This window comes from Streptomyces sp. CA-142005, from assembly GCF_050942335.1.
In the GTDB taxonomy this organism is placed as follows: domain Bacteria; phylum Actinomycetota; class Actinomycetes; order Streptomycetales; family Streptomycetaceae; genus Streptomyces.
In genome coordinates this window covers 1,296,753-1,313,823 of record NZ_CP192078.1, presented here as the reverse complement: position 1 = coordinate 1,313,823, position 17,071 = coordinate 1,296,753, and the positions used below count along the sequence as shown (strand labels likewise).

The following is a 17,071-nucleotide window of genomic DNA, read 5'->3' as shown; positions in this document are numbered from 1 at the left end:
GAGCCGCGGACACAGCTCCCGGGCGGCGGCCGGTGCCCGGTTCAGGCGCCGGCTTCGCCGACCGGAAGGGTGTAGCGCAGCTTCTCCTTCGCGCGGGCGCCGAGCCGGTCGTAGAACCGGACCGCGCCCTCGTTCCAGGCAGGCGTCTGCCACTGCACCTGAGCCACGCCGAGCCGCCGCGCCTCGGCGACCACCGCCTCCATGAGCAGCGGGCCGAGGCCGAGGCCGCGGTGGCCGGGGGCCAGGAACAGGCAGTCCAAGAGCAGATACTCCCGTCCGTCCCAGGTGGACAGTTCGGGCGCGCAGGTGGCGTAGCCGACGATCTCGCCGTCCGGGGCCTCGGCGACCAGGCAGCGCAGCCGCGGGGTGGGCGTGTCGAACAGCAGGCCGGCCAGCCGGGCGGCGAGGTCCGGCGCCGGCGGGGCGGCGCGCTCGTACTCCGCGTGCTGGGCGGCCAGTTCGGCCACGCGCGGCAGATCGGCGCGGCCGGCGGGCCGCACCGGCGGAGTGCCGGTCATCGGACCTCGCCCTCCAGGGTGTCGGTGCCCCAGGCGGTCAGGCGCTCGGCGAGCGGGCCCGTGCCGTCCAGGACGTGCCGGGAGAACGCCTCCCGCTCGTGGGCCAGCAGCGCGGCCTCCCAGACGCACGGCGCGAGCCCCGCCCGGCCCGGCCGCAGCTCGGCCGGCCGCCCGGCCGGGCCCGTGAACACGGCCAGGTCGGACATGTGTCCCTCGATCCAGCTGTGGACGAGGACGTAGTCGCCGTCGCCGCCCGCGTGCACGATCAGCACCGCGAGGCCCAGCGAGCCGCGTACCCGTCCCAGGGTCAGATGGCCCGCGGCCAGGTCCAGCGCCGTGTCCACGGCCTGCGGACCGACCGTACGTCCCGGCGCCTGCAGCGCGTACACCTTGACGAGGTGACCGGCGGCTTCCCGGACACCCAGCGCCCGGGCGACACGGCCGTGATGCCCCTCGGCGAGGGCAAGCAGTCCGGGCGCGTCGATCGCAGGGGGCAGCTCCACGTGAAGATCCATCCGGCCATGATGGGGGCTCGGTGCGCGGGCGTCCATGGCGGCGTTCCGCACGCGGCGCGCACCGTACGGCATCGCGGCGCACGGTGCGGCAGGGCGGCTGCCGGCGTGTCTCCTCAGCCGAAGCCCTCCGGCAGGTCCGCCGCGGATTCCTCGGGGGCGAGGTCCGGGCGGAACCGCAGCCAGGACGGCTGGCGCAGCAGTCCGGCACGGGTACGGGTGCTGTAGCTGACCTCGCCGACCAGCCGGGGCAGCACCCAGCGGGCGCCCGGGACACGCGGCACCGGATCGAAGGGGCACCGCTCGCTCGCCGCGTCCCGCAGCAGCGCGGCCAGCTCCGTCCGCTCGGCCTGGTTCCAGCCGGTGCCCACCCCGCCGACGTACCGCAGCCGGCCACCCGCGTCGCGCTGTCCGACCAGCACCGCGCCGGGCAGCCCGCTCAGCCGTCCTTTGCCGGGCAGCCAGCCACCGACGATCACGTCCTCGGCGCGCATGTTCCGGATCTTGATCCAGGCCCGGGAGCGGACTCCGGGCTCGTACACCGAGTCCAGCCGCTTGCACACCAGACCCTCCAGGCCGTGCTCCCTGGTCGCGGCGAGCGCCTCGGCACCATGGCCGGTCACCGCACCCGGAGTCGACCAGTACGGCCCGGCCAGGCCCAGCTCCGTCAGCCGGGCCCGCCGCCGTGCGTACGGCTGCCGCAGCAGGGGCTGATCGAGGTACGGCACGTCGAACAGCACCAGATGCACCGGCACCTGGGCGGCCCGGCGTGCCGCCCGCGCGGGGGCGTGCGCGAGGCCCATCCGGCTCTGCAGCAGCTGGAAGTCGGCCCGGCCGTGTTCGTCGAGGGCCAGCACCTCGCCGTCCAGTACGGCGGGCGTGGTGCCCAGCGCGCCGCCGAGCGGCCGCAGTTCGGGATAGGCCGCGGTGATGTCCTCACCCGAGCGGGCGCGCAGCAGCAGGCTGCCGTCGCCGGGCAGATAGACCATCACCCGCTGGCCGTCCTGCTTGGTCTCGTACGCCCACCGCTGGTCCTGGGCGGTGGGCGGCAGGGCGCCGGGAGTGGCGAGCATCGGCGCGATGAGCGGCAAGGGCGCGGCGGTCACGGCTGAAGATCTCGACCGCTCCCGGCGCCCTCACGCCCCTTCGGCCGCCGGTTCCCCTGAACGGGCCCGGGCCGGGCACCGGTCGAAGGGAACCGTCGGCCTCGTGCTCTCCGCTCCCGGGCAGCGCCTGGCTCAAGGTCGCTGCCGGCGACGCCCGCCGCAGCCGACCGTCTCCGCCGAGGGCTCCGTGGGCGCCGGCACGGGGGCCGGGGTGGCCGGGCGGGGCCGGGGGAGGAAGGACGCGAGGGCGAAGGCCAGGATCGCCGCGCCCGCGCCGATCGCCATGACGGCCTTGAAGCCGTTCTCGGAGGGCAGCGTGTGGCCGCCGAGGCTGATCGTCATCTGCGCCAGGATCACCCCGGCGGCGGCGCTGGCCACGGACGTGCCGATGGAGCGCATCAGCGTGTTGAGGCTGTTCGCGGCGGCCGTCTCCGACGGCGGGACCGCGCCCATGATCAGGGCCGGCATGGCGCCGTACGCGAAGCCGACGCCCGCGCCGATGACGCAGGAGACCAGGACCAGTTGCCAGACCTCGCTCATCATCACGATGTTGAGGCCGTATCCGGCGGCGACGATCAGCGCTCCCAGCATCAGGGTGGTCTTCGGACCCCGGGCCTTGGTGATCACGGCGGACATGGGCGCCATGGCCATCATCACCAGGCCCTGCGGGGCCATGACCAGCCCCACGGCGAGCATGGACCGGCCGAGGCCGTAGCCGGTCTGCGTGGGCAGCTGGAGCAGCTGCGGCAGGACCAGGGACATCGCGAACATCGAGAAGCCGAACGCGACGGACGCCAGGTTGGTGAAGAGCACCTGGCGGCGGGCCGTGGTGCGCAGGTCCACCAGCGGGGCGCTTGTGCGCAGTTCGAAGACGCCCCAGGCCGCCAGGACGACGACCGCCAGCGCGAACAGGCCCAGGGTGGTGCCGCTGTCCCAGCCCCAGTCGGCACCCTTGGAGACGGCGAGCAGCAGCGAGACGAGCCCGACGGCCATGCCGAGCGCCCCGACGAGGTCGAAGCGGCCTCCCGTGCGCACGCCGGACTCCGGCACCAGGGTCAGGACGAACGCGAAGGCGACGACGCCGAGGGAGGCCGACGTCCAGAACAGCACATGCCAGTCGAAGTGGTCGGCGATGAACGCGGCGGCGGGCAGCCCGAGCGCACCGCCGACGCCGAGCGAGGCGCTCATCAGCGCGGTCGAGCCGGCCAGCTTCTCCGGCGGCAGCTCGTCCCGCATGATGCTGATGCCGAGCGGCACGACGGCCGCGGCCAGGCCCTGGAGGGTACGCCCGACGATCATCGGGACCAGGGCGTCGCTGAGCGCGCACACCACCGAACCGGCCACCAGCAGCACCAGGCTGACCAGCAGCAGGCGCCGCTTGCCGAACATGTCACCGAGCCGGCCCGCCACCGGAGTGGCGACGGCGGCCGCCAGCAGGGTGGCCGTGACCGCCCAGGCGGCGTCGGACGCGGAGGCGTGCAGATAGCCGGGCAGCTCCGGGACGATGGGGATCACCAGGGTCTGCATCAGCGACACGGTGATACCGGCCAGGGCCAGCATCGCGACCACGGCGCCGGGCCGCGACGGAACGGATCTGCCGGCCTCGGCGGGCCGGGCGGGGGCATCGGACATGAGAAGAGGGACCTTCCGAGGAGCGGTTCATGGACGAACGGACACCGGCCGGGGGTCCGGCCCACGTTTAAGTCAAATGCTTGACTTACTTTAGTGAGACGACAGGGCGCCGTGCGCGGGGCCGTCCCCGGCGGGGTGCGCGCGCACCGTAGGCTTCTTCGGCTGGACCTCGCCGCCCCGGTCGAGGCTCCCGGGGGGTCGTGCGGGACCGGCCGCCCCGGGGTGGTGCACAGTCCCGGAGCGGTGGTGGGCATGGCGCGCAGGACGGCGCGGGCCGAGCAGGTGAGCGCGACGCGGGAGGCCATCCTCACCGCGGCGGAACGGCTGTTCGCCGAGCACGGCGTGTACGCAGTCTCCAATCGCCAGGTCAGCGAGGCCGCCGGCCAGGGCAACAACGCGGCGGTCGGCTACCACTTCGGCACGAAGGCCGACCTGGTCCGCGCGGTGGCCCGCCGGCACGCCGAACGTATCGAGGTGCTCAGGGAGCGGGCCCTCGCCGCGGCCGCCGACTCCCGCGACGTACGGGACTGGGTCGACTGCCTGGTGCGTCCGGTGACCGAGCATCTGGCCGGGCTCGGCAGCCCGACCTGGTACGCCAGGTTCTGCGCCCAGGTCATGACCGACCCGGCGCTGCACGAGACCATGGTCGAGGAGTCCATGGCCTCGCCGGCGCTGCGGCAGGCGATCGAGGGGCTGGACCGCACCCTCCCGGAACTGCCGCCCGAGGTCCGCGCCGAACGGGGCCAGATGGTCCGCCTGCTGATCCTGCACACCTGCGCCGAGCGGGAACGCTCCCTCGCCGAGGGCACCCCGACCCCGCGAGCCACCTGGTCGGAGGCGGCCATGGGCCTCACGGACGCCATCCTGGGACTGTGGCTGGCCCCGGTCGGGCCTGCTCGCTGAGCCCCGGGCTTCACGCATCGAAGGTCACCACGACCTTCTCCGCCGCCCCCGGCGTCAGCGCCAGCCCGAAGGCCCGGTCCGCCTCGGCGAACGGCACCCGGTGGCTGATCAACTGCGCGAAGCGCTCGTGGTGCTCGACCAGCTGAGGCGTCACCTCGAAGATCTCCGTGGGATACCCCTGTGACGCGATGAGGGTCAGCTCGCTGCGCACCATCCCGCCGAGGCCGATCTCCGGACCCTTCTTCTGCACGGCCACCATGACCAGCCGCGCACCCCACCTGGCCGCGCCGACCACGGTCGGCTTACCTGAGTCAAGCAAGTGATTGCCCGCAACGGCCGGCCGGTGCTTCCGGCGCCCCGGCGGGGCCGTGTCAGGGGGAGCGTGGCGGTCTGACCCAGCCCAGTGACCGTTCGACGGCCCGCTGCCAGTTGTCGTACTCCGACTCCCGCAGTGCGGGGTCCATGTCGGGCAGCCACTGGGCGGCCCGGTGCCAGTTGCGGCGCAGCACCTCCAGATCGGGCCAGTAGCCGGCGGCGAGCCCGGCCGCGTAGGCGGCGCCCAGGGAGACCGTCTCGGCGACCATGGGCCGTACCACGGGCACGTCGAGCACATCCGCCAGGAACTGCATGAGCAGGTTGTCCGCGGTCATGCCCCCGTCCACCTTGAGCTGCCGGAGGGAGACCGAGGAGTCGGCGTTCATGGCGTCTACGACCTCCCGGGTCTGCCATCCGGTGGCTTCCAGCACGGCACGCGCCAGGTGCCCCTTGGTGATGTACGAGGTGAGGCCGACGATGACCCCGCGTGCGTCGCTGCGCCAGCGGGGGGCGAACAGGCCCGAGAACGCGGGCACGATGTAGCAGCCGCCGTTGTCCTCGACCGTCCGCGCGAGCGTCTCGATCTCCGGGGCGCTGCTGATCAGGCCCAGCCGGTCACGGAACCACTGGACGAGCGCACCGGTGACGGCTATCGACCCTTCCAGGGCGTAGGCCGGCTCCTGGTCCCCGATCTTGTACGCGACGGTCGTGAGGAGCCCGTGCCGGGACCGCACCAGCTCGGTGCCGGTGTTGAGCAGCAGGAAGCTGCCCGTGCCGTAGGTGCACTTGGCCTCGCCGGGGGAGAAGCAGGTCTGGCCGAAGAGCGCGGCCTGCTGGTCGCCGAGGGCGGCCGTGATGGAGACCCCGGGCAGCAGCGAGCGGGCTTCGCCGTACGTCTCCGCGGAGGGCCGGATCTCGGGCAGCATCGCGCGGGGCACCCCGAAGAAGGCCAGCAGCTCGTCGTCCCAGGTGAGTGTGCGGATGTTCATCAGCATGGTGCGGCTGGCGTTGGTGGCGTCGGTGATGTGCAGGCCGCTGTCGGCGCCGCCGGTGAGATTCCAGATCAGCCAGCTCTCCATCGTGCCGAACAGCACCTCGCCGTCCTTGGCGCGCTGCTCGACCCCCTTGACGTGGTCGAACAGCCACCGGATCCGCAGCGCGGAGAAGTAGGTCGAGGGCGGCAGAGCGCACCGCTCCAGGAAGAACCCCTCCCCGGGGCGCTGCATGAGGTCGTCGACGAGCGGAGCCGTGCGGGTGTCCTGCCAGACGATCGCCCGGCCCAGGGGGACGCCCGTCCGCCGGTCCCAGAGCACCGTGGTCTCGCGCTGGTTGGCCAGGCCGATGGCGATGACCTGCTCCTTGCCGGCACCGGTGTCGGACAGCGCCTCGGGCACGATGTGCCGCAGGTTCTGCCAGATCTCCGTGGCGTCGTGCTCGACCCAGCCGGGCCGGGGGAAGTGCTGCTGGTGTTCCTTCTGCGCGACCGAGACCAGCCGCCCACGGTGGTCGAACAGGATGCATCGGGTCGAGTTGGTGCCCTGATCGATGGACATTACATACCGTTCGGCCATGATCGGGTCTGCCTTCCGACGGATCGATGGGCGGCTGTCCTACCAGCGGGCGGCTCCCAGGTCCCTGGAGATCGCCCGTGCGGCTTCCCGGATCAGCGTGATCAGACTCGGGCGGGGGTGGCCCTGGCTGTCGCAGATCCGCTCGACCGGCCCGGACAGCCCGATGGCGCCGACGACGAGGCCGCCGTGCCCGCGGATCGGCGCGGCGAGTCCCGCCTCCCCCATGGTCATTTCCTGTGTCTCCGCCGCCCACCCGACCTCCCTCACCTCCGCGAGCGCCCGGGCCAGCTGCTGGGGATCGACCAGGGTGTGCCGGGTGTACGCCTCCAGCCCCGGCCCTTGGCCCGGCTCGACACTCGCGGTCCCGTACGCCAGCAGTACCTTGCCGAGCGAGGAGGCGTGCAGGGGCAGCAGCGCGCCCACGTCCAGGGTCTGGAAGGTGTCGTCCGGCCGGAACACGTGGTGGACGACGAGGACGCTGCCCTCCAGCGGCGTCCCCAGGCGTACCGCCTCCCCACTGCGGGCGGCCAGGGCGTCGGCCCAGTTGAGCGAGCGTGAGCGCAGCTCGTTGACGTCGAGGTAGCTGGTGCCGAGGTGCAGCAGGGCGGCTCCGAGCTGGTACTTCCCGGTCGCCGCGTCCTGCTCCACGAAGTCCACGTGCTGGAGCGTGCGCAGAATGCCGTGGGCGGTGCCCTTCGCCAGCCCGAGCGAGGCCGCCACCTCGCCGAGGCCGAGCCGGCGGGGACCGCCGGCGAGCAGACGCAGAATCGCCGCCGCCCGTTCGATGGACTGGACTGGGCCGGCCATGAACCGAGCCTATTACCCGCGCGGACGCCGTGCCCGTGGGGCGAGGGAGCGGGGGCGTTCGGTAATGGCGACCCCCATTCATTGACCGGCCCGATTTGTCTCCATAACGTGCTTGCCAGCCCGGAACACGCCGAAATGGCGGCGCTGGACCGGTCGTACACCACCGGGAGAGAACATGGCGGCACAGCTCAAGACGCTGCTTCAGGCGGCATGCGAACACGTGTGTCCGGTGCCGCCCGCCGCCGGCGCCGTCTCGGCCGTACGCCGCCGTGCGGCGGCGGTCCTCGCGGACTGGAGCGTGTGTCCGCGCCTCGTCGACGACGCGCTGCTCATGGTGTCGGAGCTCGTCACCAACGCGATCGTGCACGCCCGGCCCCCGGCCGTGCTGCGGCTGTCGTGGGTGCAGGGCGACGGCGGCCGCACCCTGCGCATCGAGGTCAGCGACGCGGGACCCGCCCTCGCGGCGGGCGGGGCACTCGACGGGATCGACCCGGACGAGCACGGCAGGGGCGAGGCGATCGTCCACGCCCTGGCCACCCGCCATGGCATACGCACCCACCTCGGCGGAGTCACCCGGTGGGCCGAACTCGTCGCGCCCTAGCCGGCCTGGAGCGGACGACCTACAGCGCGGCCTCGCACCATGCCGGCACGTACGCCGGCTCGTCCTCGGTCGTCTTCTTGAGCAGGAGCAGGGCGGCGTCGTCGTGCAGCCGGCCGCCCACATGGGCCAGCAGTTCGTCGTGGAGCGCGGTCAGGGTGCGCGCCGGCTCGTCGCACACATGGCGGGCCACCCCTTCGGCCAGCGGATAGAAGGCACGCGCGTGGTCCCGGGCCTCCGTGACCCCGTCGGTGTAGAGCAGTAGCTGGTCTCCCACCGCGAAGGGCAGCCGCTGCAGGCGGGGAACCTGGCCCGAGAGGGCCCGCAGCCCGAGGGGCGGAGCGGGATGATCGGACTCCACCGCCCCGACCTCGCCGGAGGCGGACACCAGCAGCGGCGGAGCATGTCCGCAGTTGACGATCTCCAGGTCTCCCGACCGGGGGTATCCGGCGACCACGGCGGTCACGAAGTCGTCCGGACCGAGGTTGCGTGCCAGGCTCCGTTCGATCCTCGCGACGACGGCGAGCAGGTCGGGCTCGTCATGGGCAGCCTCGCGGAACACCCCGAGCACGAGGGCGGCGGTTCCCACGGCGGGCAGCCCCTTGCCGCGCACGTCGCCGACGATCAGCCTGATCCCGTGGGGCGTGGCCACCAGGGCGTAGAGGTCCCCGCCGATGCGCGCCTCCGCCGCCGCGGCGCTGTAGCGGACGGCCACCTGGAACGGGCCGACGGTGTCCGGGACCGGCTGGAGCAGGGCGTGCTGGGCGGCCTCGGCGACCGAGCGGACGGCCGCGAGGACCCGTTCACGACGACCGCGCAGCGCGCCGGCCAGGCCGCTCGCCCCGGTGACGGCCAGCAGGGCGGAGAGCACGGCCGCGAGTTCGCCGGCGGGCACCCCGTACCCGATGCCCAGCGCCGCGCCCGTCGCCATGGCGAAGGGACCGACCCACAGCACACCGCGCGGCTCGTTGGTGGCGGCCGCCAGCGCGGGTCCGGTCGCCAGCAGCGGCAGCCAGATCGCCCCGCCGCCCAGGGCGGCGCCGACGAGCGCGACGACGGCGACGACCAGCACGGGCAGCACCGGAAGCAGGTGCGGCCCGGCGGCCGGCTGCCCGGCCGCGCGTCGGCGGACCGCTCCCCGGGCGCCGGCCACTCGGTTCCTGAACAGCCGTATCGGCGCACGGTCGCCGTCATGGTGTCCGGTCTGGCTCATGGTTGGTCAGCAGTCCTCGTCCGTACGGGGCACACACCCGGAATGTCCGTTTCGTCAAGAAAACCGGGCTGGGCGAGGCGGCCACAAGGAGGGGAATTTCAGATAGTGAGTGAGAGGCTCCTGGTCACCCGGCTCGCGATCGGCAGGAGCCGTGCCCGGATCTCCGGGAGCCGGGCCTGCCGGTCCGCCGGCAGGGAGACGCCGAGCGATCCGGGCGTGCTCCCGCGGTAGACGGGAACGGCGACGCACACGGTGCCGAGCGCGTACTCCTCCAGGTCCGTGACGGCCGGTGCCAAGGGGGGCGCCTCGATCCTGCGGAGCAGCTCCGGAAGACTGGTGATCGTGCGCGGTGTGAGTTCGGCGAGCTGGTGCCTGGACAGGTAGTCCTTGCGGGCGTCCTCGTCCAGCTCGCGCAGCACGGACTTGCCCAGCGCGGTGGCGTGTCCGGCGTCCTCGAATCCCACCCAGAGATCCACCCGGGGCATACGGGGGCTGTCCACGATCTCGGCCACCCTGATCTCGCCCTCCTCGTAGAACGTGAGGTAGGCGGCGCTGGACAGCTCGTCCCGCAGGGCGGCCAGCGTCGGGCGCACGCGGCTGAGCAGCGTCTGCGTGCGGCCCGCTGTGTGCAGGGAGTTCAGCCTGTCGCCCAGGATGAAGCCGCCGTCGTCCAGCTTTCGCACGTATCCGTCGTGCACGAGGGTGCGCAGCAGGTGGTAGGCGGTGGCCAGCGGCAGCCCCGTCTCGCGTGCCAGCTGTTTCGCCGGCGCGCCGTTCTCGTGCGCGCTCACCGCCTCCAGCAGCCGGAAGGCCCGCTGCACGGACGTGATGAGGGTGGGGCCGTCCTGAGCACCCATGGGACCAGCCTGCGCCTGGACGACTGACTCGGGCAAGGCAAGGCCGGCCTCGCCGCCCGCCTGGCGAGCGACGCGCCCGCGCCCTCCGGCGACGGCTGTGGTCCGTGCCGCACCTCCCACAGCCGCATGAGCAGCCCGCCGAACCGGGCCGACGGGCGCAACGGACCCGCCGACGGGCCCTCGCGCCGCGCCCAGCGGGCCGTGATCGCGCCGCCCACCTGCGGTCGTCCTCAGCGGTGCGTGCTCGCGATGCTCACCGTGTTCGCGGCCACCACCGCTGCGATCCCCGCCCACTCCGGCACGCCCAGACTCTGTCCCAGCACCACCCAGCCGACCACCGCGGCCAGCACCGGATTGACGCTCATGAAGAGGCCGAAGGTCTGGGCCGGTACCTTGCGCAGCGTGAGCAGATCGGCGAGGTACGGCACGGCGGACGACAGCACACCCGCCGCCATCGCGCACAGCAGGGCCCCGGCCGTCGGCGGGTGCCGTATGGCGACGACGATGCCGATCGGCAGGAAGGTCAGCGCCGACACGCACGCGGCCGCGGCCGACCCCTGGGCGCCCGGGATGCGCCGCCCGACGATCCGGTTGAGCAGGATGTACGAGGCCCAGCAGCAGGCGGCCACCAGCCCCAGGCCCATGCCCAGGTAGTCGGTGGACGGCTGAGGGCGCATGAGCACCACGACGCCGGTCCCGGCCAGTGCCGCGCACGCTGCGTCCAGCCGGCGGCGCGAGGCGGCCAGCGCGATGCCGAGCGGGCCCAGGAACTCCAGGGTCACCGCCAGCCCCAGGCCGATCCGGTCGATCGCGCTGTACAGGGTCAGGTTCATGGTGCCGAAGACCCCGGCGAGCAGCAGCACCGGCCACCACTGCCGCCGGGTGAAGTCGCGCAGGCGCGGCCGGCCGACGGCCACCAGCACCAGCGCGGCGACGTACTGGCGCACCGCCACCACGCCGAGCGGACCGAGGACCGGGAAGGCCAGCGCGCCGATCGCCGCGCCGGTCTGGTTCGACAGGCCGCTGCCGAACATGGCCGCCACGCCGGCCGTCCGCCCCGGCGCGGGGGTGTGGACCACGGGTGGCGCCGTCGCGGCGGGGTTTCCGAGAGCTCGTCGCATGGGAGGAGCGTCCGCCCGTCCGGTGCTTGCGCAAAATGCATGCGGCTCGCCATCTATACGCTGAGCGTATGGATGAAGTCGAGCTCCGGCAGCTGCGCTGCCTCGTCGCCATCGTCGACGAGGGCACCTTCACCGACGCGGCGATCGCCCTCGGGGTGTCCCAGGCGGCCGTCTCCCGCACCCTGGCCGGGCTCGAACGAGCCCTGGGCGTACGGCTGTTGCGGCGAACCTCGCGTGAGGTGACCCCGACGGCGACCGGGCTGCGGGTGGTGGCACAGGCCCGGCGGGTGCTGGCGGACGTCGCCACCCTCGTCAAGGAGGCCACCTCGGGGCACACCCGGCTGCGGATCGGCTACGCATGGTCGGGCGTCGGCCGCCACACCGTCGCCTTCCAGCGGCGCTGGAGTGCCGCCCACCCCGGGATCGATCTGCATCTCGTCCGCGTCAACACGGCGTCCGCCGGTCTCGCCGAAGGCGCCTGCGACCTCGCGGTGGTGCGCCGGCCGCTGCGGGACCGGCGGTTCGACACCGCCATCGTGGGCCTGGAGCGGCGCCTGTGCGCGCTGGCCGCCGACGATCCGCTGGCCCGCCGCCGGTCCGTACGGCTCGCCGAACTCACCGGCCGCACCCTCTGGGTGGACCGGCGCACCGGCACCACCACCCCCGAGCTGTGGCCGCCGGACTCCCGCCCCGCCGTCGAGGAGACGCACGACGTCGACGACTGGCTCACCGTCATCGCCGCCGGACGCGGCATCGGCGTCACTGCGGAGTCGACCGCCAACCAGTACCCGCGACCCGGCGTCGTCTACCGGCCGGTCCGGGACGCCGAACCCGTCGCCGTACGGCTCGCCTGGTGGCGCGACGACCCGCACCCGGCCCTCCAGGCGGTCCTCGAACTGCTCAGCGAGCTGTACCGCGAGAGTTGAGGGGACCGGGGCGACCGCACCAAGAAGCGCGAACAAAATTGTTCACAATGTTGTCTGGCTGGATTTAGGTTCGACAAGCACTCACTCACGGAGGGCACGATGCCGAAGGAAGCCCGTCCGACCACCGTGGAGAACGAACTCGCCGAGCGGTTCGGTGTGACGCGGGCCAGCATCCCGCGGCGTTGATCGATCTCGAGGCGCAGGGACTGGTCGAGAGAATCCGCAACCGCGGTTCGCGGGTGCGGGTGGTGACCGTGGAGGAAGCGGTCGCCATCACGGAGTGCCGCATGGTCCTTAGGGACTGTGTGCGGCCAAGGCCGCCGTCGCGGCCAGTGACGGGCAGCTGACCGAGCTGGCCGACCTCGGCGCGGCGATGGAGAAGGCCGTCGCCGACGGCGAGCCGGTGACGTACTCCGACCTCAACCACCAGCTCCACGACCGGATCCGGGTCATCTCCGGACAGCAGACCGCGGTCGAGCTGCTGGAGCGGCTGAACGCCCAACTGGTCCGCCACCGCTTCCAGCTGGCGCTCCGGCCCGGGCGTCCGCAGCAATCCCTGAGCGAGCACCTGGCGATGATCGAGGCGATCAGGGCCAGGAATCCCCAGGCGGCCGAAGCGGCCGCCCGCGCCCACCTCGCCGGCGTGATCGAGGCGCTCCAGGACTGAGCGCGCGGGACGCGGGCCGGGCGCGCACCTGTCCACCGAGGCGCGGGCCCCGCAGACACGCATGTCTGCGGCGCGCCGGGCCCGGCAAGGGAGAACTCCGCCGGCATCGTCGGCATGCTCATCGCCGGCCGCGCCTCCGACCGGTTCGGCGCCCCGCGCATCTCCGCGATCTGGTTCGCGCTCACCGCCGCCGGTGTCTTCCTGCTCAGCGTGCGCATGCCGCTCGGCCTGACCTTCCTGGTCGTCTTCCTCACCGGCGTGTTCCTCAACAGCGCCCAGACGATGATCTGCGCGACGGTATCCATCCGCTCCACCCCGGACAACCGCGCCACCGCCGTCGGCTGGACCTCGGGCATGGGTCGCTTCGGTGCCGTCTTCGGTCCGTGGCTGGGCGGCCAGTTGCTCGCCGCGGGCGACGGCGACTGGGGCTTCACCGCCTTCGCCCTCGCCGGCGTGTCGTCCATGGTGTTCCTCGGCATCGCCGCCCCGCGCTCCTCGCGGCGCCCCGAGCACAGCGGCACCGGGCGGCGGCTCGTCACCGCCGGCTGACCCGGACCCGCCCCGCGCACGGCGCGCACCTCGCTCCGGGGGGACGGCGCCGTACGGGTTTCACGGTGTCACCCCTGCGCGGGCTCCACGTCCAGGCCCGTGCAGGCCAGTTCCCCGGCCACCTCCCCACACGCCTCCACGCCTCGCGGCGAGGACACCGAGAGCATCGGGCTGCTGACCCCGGTGGGATCGTCCGCCGGATACCCGGCCGACATCACCTCCTGACCCGCGCGCACCGACACCTCACGGGCCCTGGGCGACCGCGGCCACACCTCGGACCAGGCGGCCCCGCAGGCCGGTGACCAGCGCAGCCGGACGGTGTAGGCGGGACCGGTGACCGTGCTCGTGGTCCGCGCGTCCCGGGCACACACCGAGGCGTCGGGCAACTCGCCCTGACAGGAGCGGCCGTGACAGCGGTGCACCCCCGGCAGGGTCTGCGCGGCGGGCGCGGTAGCCGACCGCCCGGAGAAGGCGACGGCGACGGCCACCGCCGTCACCGTGCCGAACAGCGCGAACACGGACAGCGCAAGCCACGACGGGAGCCACCCGAACCACCGCTGTCGACCGCGCTGCTCCGGCACGACGGCGGGCTGGGTGATGCCGGCCGCGTCCCACAGCGCAGGCACGGCCTCGGGATCGACGCCGGCGATCCGGCAGAGTGCCTCCACGGCAGGCCTCGGCGGCGGTGTGCCGCCGGACAGATAGCGGTGCCACGCGGACTTGCTGTACGGGGTGCGCGCGGCCAGCGCCGCCAGGCTCAGCCCCGTACGGTCCTTCAGCTCGCGCAGTCGCACCACCAGTGCCTCGTCCGGCGTGGTCGGCGCTTGGGGGTGCCGCATCGTGCGTCCTCGACTCCCGTTCCGCTATGGGCGGTTTCGCCCCTGTTGTCGGAATGGCTTCCCGTGTGGACGGCGACTGGAACACGCGGTGAGGTATGAGCAAGGTGAGGTGTGTGCGTACCGAAGGCCCGTTCGGGGGTCGTCGAACGGGCCTTCGGCGGCAGGTGGTGGTGCGGTGACGTGCCGTCAGCACCAGGGGAGCGGGCGATGGGTGCGCACGTAGTGGGCCGAGACATAGCCCGCGTGGTGCCGCAGCCGGTACCAGGTGCGGTCGCCGTACACCGCGGAGCCGCGCGTCCTGCAGACGAGCATCAGGTGGCGGCCCGTGCTGCGATGGCCGATGATCCGGTAGCCGGTGCCCGGGCCGGAGCGGACGTTGAGCGGGGCGTGGCGGGTGACGACGCGGCCGGTGACCAGCAGGACATGACGGTACGTCGACGGCTGTGCCGCGAGCCGGTACTGCGGGCGGTGCGCGACGAGGCGGTACGGGGCGGCGTGCGCGGCGAGACGGTAGGCCACCGTCCGTGGCATGGAGCGGTACGCCTCTCGCCGGGCCGTGAGGCGGCGCATCCGGTGCACTCGGCCGGTGCGGTGCTGGGCGAGGTGGGCGTGGTGCTGGGTGGTGGCCCGGGGGACCGGGCGCGGTGCGGCGGCGCTCGCCGTGGTGGCACCGGCCGCCGTGGGCAGGAACGCGAGCACCGCCACCGTGGCCAGGATTCCGCTTTTGAGGGTCCGTCGGATCATGGAAGCCTCCGGCTGTCGTTCTCGTGACCACGAGCAGTGATCACGACAGCCAGGGTTTCCGTGACGAGTCGCCGGAATGCCGTTCCGGCGTCCCCGGGGACGGCCGGGACGTCCCGCGGGACGGGCGCCCGCGGCGAGGGCCAGCCCGCCCGGTCCGCGGCGCGGAGGCGTCCCGCCGTCCCCGGCCGTGTCCGCGCACGTCCGGGTGACGTGTCCCGGGGGGCGCGCCCTGGGCGTCCGGGGCCGTCAGAGCGTCTCGGCGAAGGTGATGGTCCGCTCCTTCAGCAGCGGGAACACCGTTCCCCGGATCAGCTCCGCGAAGTGGTCCGTCTCCTTGTGCGCCTCGAAGCCGGCGCGGTCGGTGTAGCGCTCGTACAGCACGAACGCCCCCGGCCGGTCGACGACCTCGTGTGCCTCGTAGGCGAGGTTCGCGGGCTCCGACGGGACCAGTTCGCGCATCTTCCGCAGCGCGTCACGCACGGTGTCGGCGTCGGCGGGGGCGCACTGGTACTGGGCGACGACGGCGAAGGCCATGGCATTCCTCCGGGTTTCAAAGGCGGGTGGACTCGCCGATTCCAGCACGCTCCTGCCGTGGCGCGGTCCGTACGACACGCGGCCGTACGCGAGGCGACCATGTCCGCGGACGGCCGGCCGTCGGGGAGGACCGGGAGCCGGGCTGGAAATTACTTGACTTACGCAACGAGCTGCTGAACTGACGGGTATGCCCACGGAATCGCTGTCCGACCTGCCCGTCGCGTCCCCCGAGGTCACCGAGATAGAGCGCGCCCTGACGCGCATCACCTACCTCGGCAGCCGGGCCCGGCAGCACGAGCGGCTGATGGCGCTGGCCGGGGTGCCGCTGGACCGGGCCGCGGTGGCCCTGCTGCGGCAGATCGCCGACTCCGAACCGCTGCGCCCGGGGGAGCTGGCACAGCGCCTGGGCGTGGAGGCCTCCCATGTGACGCGGACCGTGCAGCAACTGCAGAAGGCCGGATACGTCACGCGCGTCCCCGACCCCGTCGACCGGCGCGCCCAGCGGATCCGGCTGACCGACGCCGGCCGCGAAACCGTCGAGCGGGTCCGCGAGGCCGGGGCCCGGGGCATGCAGCTCGCCCTCGCCGACTGGCGGCCCGAGGACCTGCGGCAGATGGCCACCCTGTTCCACCGCATGGTGGACGACTTCCTCGCGTACACGACCGACGAGGACTCCGGCCGGGAGGCGGACGACACCGTCACGGAGTGACCTCCGACATCCTGGGCAACGGCCCACCCCCGCGCCTACCGTCCAGTAATATCCGGCGGCAGGCCATCAAGGAGGAACCGTGCCCCGGTCCGAACGCTCACCCCTGCTGCTCGCCGGCCTGCCGGCCACGGCCGGGGTCGCCCACTTCGCCACACCACGCCCCTTCGACGCGCTCGTACCGCGCGCGCTGCCGGGCTCGCCCCGGGCATGGACGTACGGCAGCGGCGCCGTGGAGCTCGCCCTGGCGGCCGGGATTGCCGTACCCCGGACACGCGCGGTCGCCGCGAAGGCGGCCGCGGCCTTCTTGGCCGGGGTGTTCCCGGCGAACGTGCAGATGGCCGTGGACTGGCGGCACCGGCCCGCGCCGCTGCGCACGGCCGCCCTCGCGCGGCTGCCGCTGCAGCTGCCGCTGGTGCTGTGGGCCCGGGGAGTCGCCCGGAACGGGAAGGGACGGTCATGACGGAACGCATCGAGGTCGGGGACAAGGCCGAGGACTTCGCCCTGCCCGACGAGACCGGCACCACCCGCCGGCTCACCGAACTGCTGGCCGACGGGCCGGTGGTCCTCTTCTTCTACCCGGCCGCCCTCACCCCCGGCTGCACCGCCGAGGCCTGCCACTTCCGCGACCTGGCAGCCGAGTTCGCCGCCGTCGGCGCCCGGCCCGTCGGCATCAGCGGCGACACCGTCGACAAGCAGCAGGAGTTCACCGGACGGCACGGCCTCGGCATGCCGCTGCTCTCCGACGTCGACGGCACGGTCCGCGAGTGGTTCGGCGTCAAGCGCGGCTTCTCCCTCGCCCCCACCAAACGCGTCACCTTCGTGATCGCCGAGGACCGTACGGTGCTGGAGATCGTCCGCAGCGAACTGCGCATGAACACCCACGCCGACCGGGCTCTCGCCGCCCTGCGCGCCCACCAGGGCTGAACGGCGCCCGCCCCGCGGGGCGCACG

At 73.3% G+C, this 17,071-nt stretch carries 19 protein-coding genes and 2 pseudogenes; 8 read left to right on the top strand and 13 right to left on the bottom strand.

The genetic code is table 11. The features are described 5' to 3' along the window. Window positions 1–41 precede the first annotated feature (41 nt). The 4 genes from ACQPXS_RS06485 to ACQPXS_RS06470 all read right to left on the bottom strand — a co-directional run bounded on the left by ACQPXS_RS06485 (window position 42) and on the right by ACQPXS_RS06470 (window position 3,768). Window positions 42–518 carry an N-acetyltransferase family protein gene (locus ACQPXS_RS06485; protein WP_433447816.1) on the bottom strand — a complete coding sequence of 159 codons (477 nt, stop codon included), beginning with the start codon at window positions 516–518 and terminating at the stop codon, window positions 42–44. Further along, window positions 515–1,033 carry a hypothetical protein gene (locus tag ACQPXS_RS06480; RefSeq protein WP_433447814.1) on the bottom strand — a complete coding sequence of 173 codons (519 nt, stop codon included), beginning with the start codon at window positions 1,031–1,033 and terminating at the stop codon, window positions 515–517. Before ACQPXS_RS06480 ends, ACQPXS_RS06485 begins: the two co-directional genes overlap by 4 nt. Before the next feature lie 113 nt (window positions 1,034–1,146). Continuing rightward, a complete protein-coding gene (locus tag ACQPXS_RS06475) occupies window positions 1,147–2,103 on the bottom strand; it encodes an ATP-dependent DNA ligase (protein ID WP_433455731.1) in 957 nt (318 codons plus the stop codon). A gap of 165 nt (window positions 2,104–2,268) precedes the next feature. Further along, a complete protein-coding gene (locus ACQPXS_RS06470) occupies window positions 2,269–3,768 on the bottom strand; it encodes an MFS transporter (RefSeq protein ID WP_433447812.1) in 1,500 nt (499 codons plus the stop codon). Window positions 3,769–4,020: 252 nt separating this feature from the next. Between ACQPXS_RS06470 and ACQPXS_RS06465 the strand changes: the two genes are divergently transcribed. After that, entirely contained in the window at window positions 4,021–4,671 is a 651-nt protein-coding gene (locus tag ACQPXS_RS06465; protein ID WP_433447809.1) for a TetR/AcrR family transcriptional regulator, read from the top strand. 10 nt (window positions 4,672–4,681) lie between these two features. Here the strand turns inward: ACQPXS_RS06465 and ACQPXS_RS06460 are convergent, their stop codons facing one another. The 3 genes from ACQPXS_RS06460 to ACQPXS_RS06450 are packed head-to-tail and all read right to left on the bottom strand — an operon-like array spanning window position 4,682 to window position 7,364. Then, window positions 4,682–4,990: a hypothetical protein gene (locus ACQPXS_RS06460; protein WP_433447806.1), complete on the bottom strand. Its 309-nt coding sequence runs from the start codon at window positions 4,988–4,990 to the stop codon at window positions 4,682–4,684. A gap of 52 nt (window positions 4,991–5,042) precedes the next feature. Further along, window positions 5,043–6,557, bottom strand: coding sequence for a glycerol kinase GlpK (gene glpK, locus ACQPXS_RS06455; protein ID WP_433447804.1), 1,515 nt, complete (start codon window positions 6,555–6,557; stop codon window positions 5,043–5,045). 39 nt (window positions 6,558–6,596) lie between these two features. Continuing rightward, entirely contained in the window at window positions 6,597–7,364 is a 768-nt protein-coding gene (locus tag ACQPXS_RS06450; protein ID WP_351801843.1) for an IclR family transcriptional regulator, read from the bottom strand. 175 nt (window positions 7,365–7,539) lie between these two features. Between ACQPXS_RS06450 and ACQPXS_RS06445 the strand changes: the two genes are divergently transcribed. After that, window positions 7,540–7,965 carry an ATP-binding protein gene (locus tag ACQPXS_RS06445; RefSeq protein WP_433447802.1) on the top strand — a complete coding sequence of 142 codons (426 nt, stop codon included), beginning with the start codon at window positions 7,540–7,542 and terminating at the stop codon, window positions 7,963–7,965. A gap of 19 nt (window positions 7,966–7,984) precedes the next feature. Here the strand turns inward: ACQPXS_RS06445 and ACQPXS_RS06440 are convergent, their stop codons facing one another. From ACQPXS_RS06440 to ACQPXS_RS06430, 3 genes are all read right to left on the bottom strand, one after another. Continuing rightward, complete coding sequence (locus ACQPXS_RS06440; protein WP_433447799.1) at window positions 7,985–9,175, bottom strand: PP2C family protein-serine/threonine phosphatase; 1,191 nt, start codon at window positions 9,173–9,175, stop codon at window positions 7,985–7,987. Window positions 9,176–9,273: 98 nt separating this feature from the next. After that, window positions 9,274–10,032: an IclR family transcriptional regulator gene (locus ACQPXS_RS06435; protein ID WP_433447797.1), complete on the bottom strand. Its 759-nt coding sequence runs from the start codon at window positions 10,030–10,032 to the stop codon at window positions 9,274–9,276. Window positions 10,033–10,262: 230 nt separating this feature from the next. Continuing rightward, window positions 10,263–11,153: an EamA family transporter gene (locus tag ACQPXS_RS06430; RefSeq protein WP_433447795.1), complete on the bottom strand. Its 891-nt coding sequence runs from the start codon at window positions 11,151–11,153 to the stop codon at window positions 10,263–10,265. 68 nt (window positions 11,154–11,221) lie between these two features. Here ACQPXS_RS06430 and ACQPXS_RS06425 point away from each other — a divergent pair, with 68 nt between their 5' ends. The 3 genes and pseudogenes from ACQPXS_RS06425 to ACQPXS_RS06415 form a co-directional block, all read left to right on the top strand. Then, complete coding sequence (locus ACQPXS_RS06425) at window positions 11,222–12,079, top strand: LysR family transcriptional regulator (protein WP_433447793.1); 858 nt, start codon at window positions 11,222–11,224, stop codon at window positions 12,077–12,079. A 99-nt stretch (window positions 12,080–12,178) separates the two neighbouring features. Beyond that, window positions 12,179–12,746, top strand: a pseudogene (locus tag ACQPXS_RS06420) (GntR family transcriptional regulator). A gap of 93 nt (window positions 12,747–12,839) precedes the next feature. Further along, window positions 12,840–13,295, top strand: a pseudogene (locus tag ACQPXS_RS06415) (MFS transporter); the annotation flags it as partial. A 68-nt stretch (window positions 13,296–13,363) separates the two neighbouring features. Here the strand turns inward: ACQPXS_RS06415 and ACQPXS_RS06410 are convergent. The 3 genes from ACQPXS_RS06410 to ACQPXS_RS06400 all read right to left on the bottom strand — a co-directional run bounded on the left by ACQPXS_RS06410 (window position 13,364) and on the right by ACQPXS_RS06400 (window position 15,412). Beyond that, window positions 13,364–14,134, bottom strand: a complete 771-nt coding sequence (locus ACQPXS_RS06410; protein WP_433447791.1) for an XRE family transcriptional regulator — start codon at window positions 14,132–14,134, stop codon at window positions 13,364–13,366. A gap of 186 nt (window positions 14,135–14,320) precedes the next feature. Next, window positions 14,321–14,878: a hypothetical protein gene (locus tag ACQPXS_RS06405; RefSeq protein WP_433447789.1), complete on the bottom strand. Its 558-nt coding sequence runs from the start codon at window positions 14,876–14,878 to the stop codon at window positions 14,321–14,323. Between the two features lie 246 nt (window positions 14,879–15,124). Further along, window positions 15,125–15,412, bottom strand: a complete 288-nt coding sequence (locus ACQPXS_RS06400) for a putative quinol monooxygenase (protein ID WP_351801825.1) — start codon at window positions 15,410–15,412, stop codon at window positions 15,125–15,127. 187 nt (window positions 15,413–15,599) lie between these two features. Here ACQPXS_RS06400 and ACQPXS_RS06395 point away from each other — a divergent pair, with 187 nt between their 5' ends. The 3 genes from ACQPXS_RS06395 to ACQPXS_RS06385 all read left to right on the top strand — a co-directional run bounded on the left by ACQPXS_RS06395 (window position 15,600) and on the right by ACQPXS_RS06385 (window position 17,045). Continuing rightward, the gene (locus tag ACQPXS_RS06395) at window positions 15,600–16,121 is read left to right on the top strand and encodes a MarR family winged helix-turn-helix transcriptional regulator (RefSeq protein ID WP_433447786.1); all 522 of its coding nucleotides are present in this window, start codon (window positions 15,600–15,602) and stop codon (window positions 16,119–16,121) included. Window positions 16,122–16,200: 79 nt separating this feature from the next. Continuing rightward, window positions 16,201–16,581 (top strand): DoxX family protein, encoded by a 381-nt coding sequence (locus ACQPXS_RS06390; protein ID WP_433447784.1) that lies wholly within the window; start codon window positions 16,201–16,203, stop codon window positions 16,579–16,581. Further along, window positions 16,578–17,045, top strand: coding sequence for a peroxiredoxin (locus ACQPXS_RS06385; RefSeq protein WP_433447783.1), 468 nt, complete (start codon window positions 16,578–16,580; stop codon window positions 17,043–17,045). The genes ACQPXS_RS06390 and ACQPXS_RS06385 overlap by 4 nt, the downstream gene beginning before the upstream one ends. The last annotated feature ends 26 nt before the right edge of the window (window positions 17,046–17,071 follow it).

What these genes read in the sequence shown, in the direction of transcription:
- ACQPXS_RS06485 (WP_433447816.1), bottom strand. Translation starts at nt 518, where the DNA reads ATGACCGGCACTCCGCCGGTGCGGCCCGCCGGCCGCGCCGATCTGCCG.
- ACQPXS_RS06480 (WP_433447814.1), bottom strand. Translation starts at nt 1,033, where the DNA reads ATGGATCTTCACGTGGAGCTGCCCCCTGCGATCGACGCGCCCGGACTG.
- ACQPXS_RS06475 (WP_433455731.1), bottom strand. Translation starts at nt 2,103, where the DNA reads ATGCTCGCCACTCCCGGCGCCCTGCCGCCCACCGCCCAGGACCAGCGG.
- ACQPXS_RS06470 (WP_433447812.1), bottom strand. Translation starts at nt 3,768, where the DNA reads ATGTCCGATGCCCCCGCCCGGCCCGCCGAGGCCGGCAGATCCGTTCCG.
- ACQPXS_RS06465 (WP_433447809.1), top strand. Translation starts at nt 4,021, where the DNA reads ATGGCGCGCAGGACGGCGCGGGCCGAGCAGGTGAGCGCGACGCGGGAG.
- glpK (WP_433447804.1), bottom strand. Translation starts at nt 6,557, where the DNA reads ATGGCCGAACGGTATGTAATGTCCATCGATCAGGGCACCAACTCGACC.
- ACQPXS_RS06450 (WP_351801843.1), bottom strand. Translation starts at nt 7,364, where the DNA reads ATGGCCGGCCCAGTCCAGTCCATCGAACGGGCGGCGGCGATTCTGCGT.
- ACQPXS_RS06445 (WP_433447802.1), top strand. Translation starts at nt 7,540, where the DNA reads ATGGCGGCACAGCTCAAGACGCTGCTTCAGGCGGCATGCGAACACGTG.
- ACQPXS_RS06440 (WP_433447799.1), bottom strand. Translation starts at nt 9,175, where the DNA reads ATGAGCCAGACCGGACACCATGACGGCGACCGTGCGCCGATACGGCTG.
- ACQPXS_RS06435 (WP_433447797.1), bottom strand. Translation starts at nt 10,032, where the DNA reads ATGGGTGCTCAGGACGGCCCCACCCTCATCACGTCCGTGCAGCGGGCC.
- ACQPXS_RS06430 (WP_433447795.1), bottom strand. Translation starts at nt 11,153, where the DNA reads ATGCGACGAGCTCTCGGAAACCCCGCCGCGACGGCGCCACCCGTGGTC.
- ACQPXS_RS06425 (WP_433447793.1), top strand. Translation starts at nt 11,222, where the DNA reads ATGGATGAAGTCGAGCTCCGGCAGCTGCGCTGCCTCGTCGCCATCGTC.
- ACQPXS_RS06410 (WP_433447791.1), bottom strand. Translation starts at nt 14,134, where the DNA reads ATGCGGCACCCCCAAGCGCCGACCACGCCGGACGAGGCACTGGTGGTG.
- ACQPXS_RS06405 (WP_433447789.1), bottom strand. Translation starts at nt 14,878, where the DNA reads ATGATCCGACGGACCCTCAAAAGCGGAATCCTGGCCACGGTGGCGGTG.
- ACQPXS_RS06400 (WP_351801825.1), bottom strand. Translation starts at nt 15,412, where the DNA reads ATGGCCTTCGCCGTCGTCGCCCAGTACCAGTGCGCCCCCGCCGACGCC.
- ACQPXS_RS06395 (WP_433447786.1), top strand. Translation starts at nt 15,600, where the DNA reads ATGCCCACGGAATCGCTGTCCGACCTGCCCGTCGCGTCCCCCGAGGTC.
- ACQPXS_RS06385 (WP_433447783.1), top strand. Translation starts at nt 16,578, where the DNA reads ATGACGGAACGCATCGAGGTCGGGGACAAGGCCGAGGACTTCGCCCTG.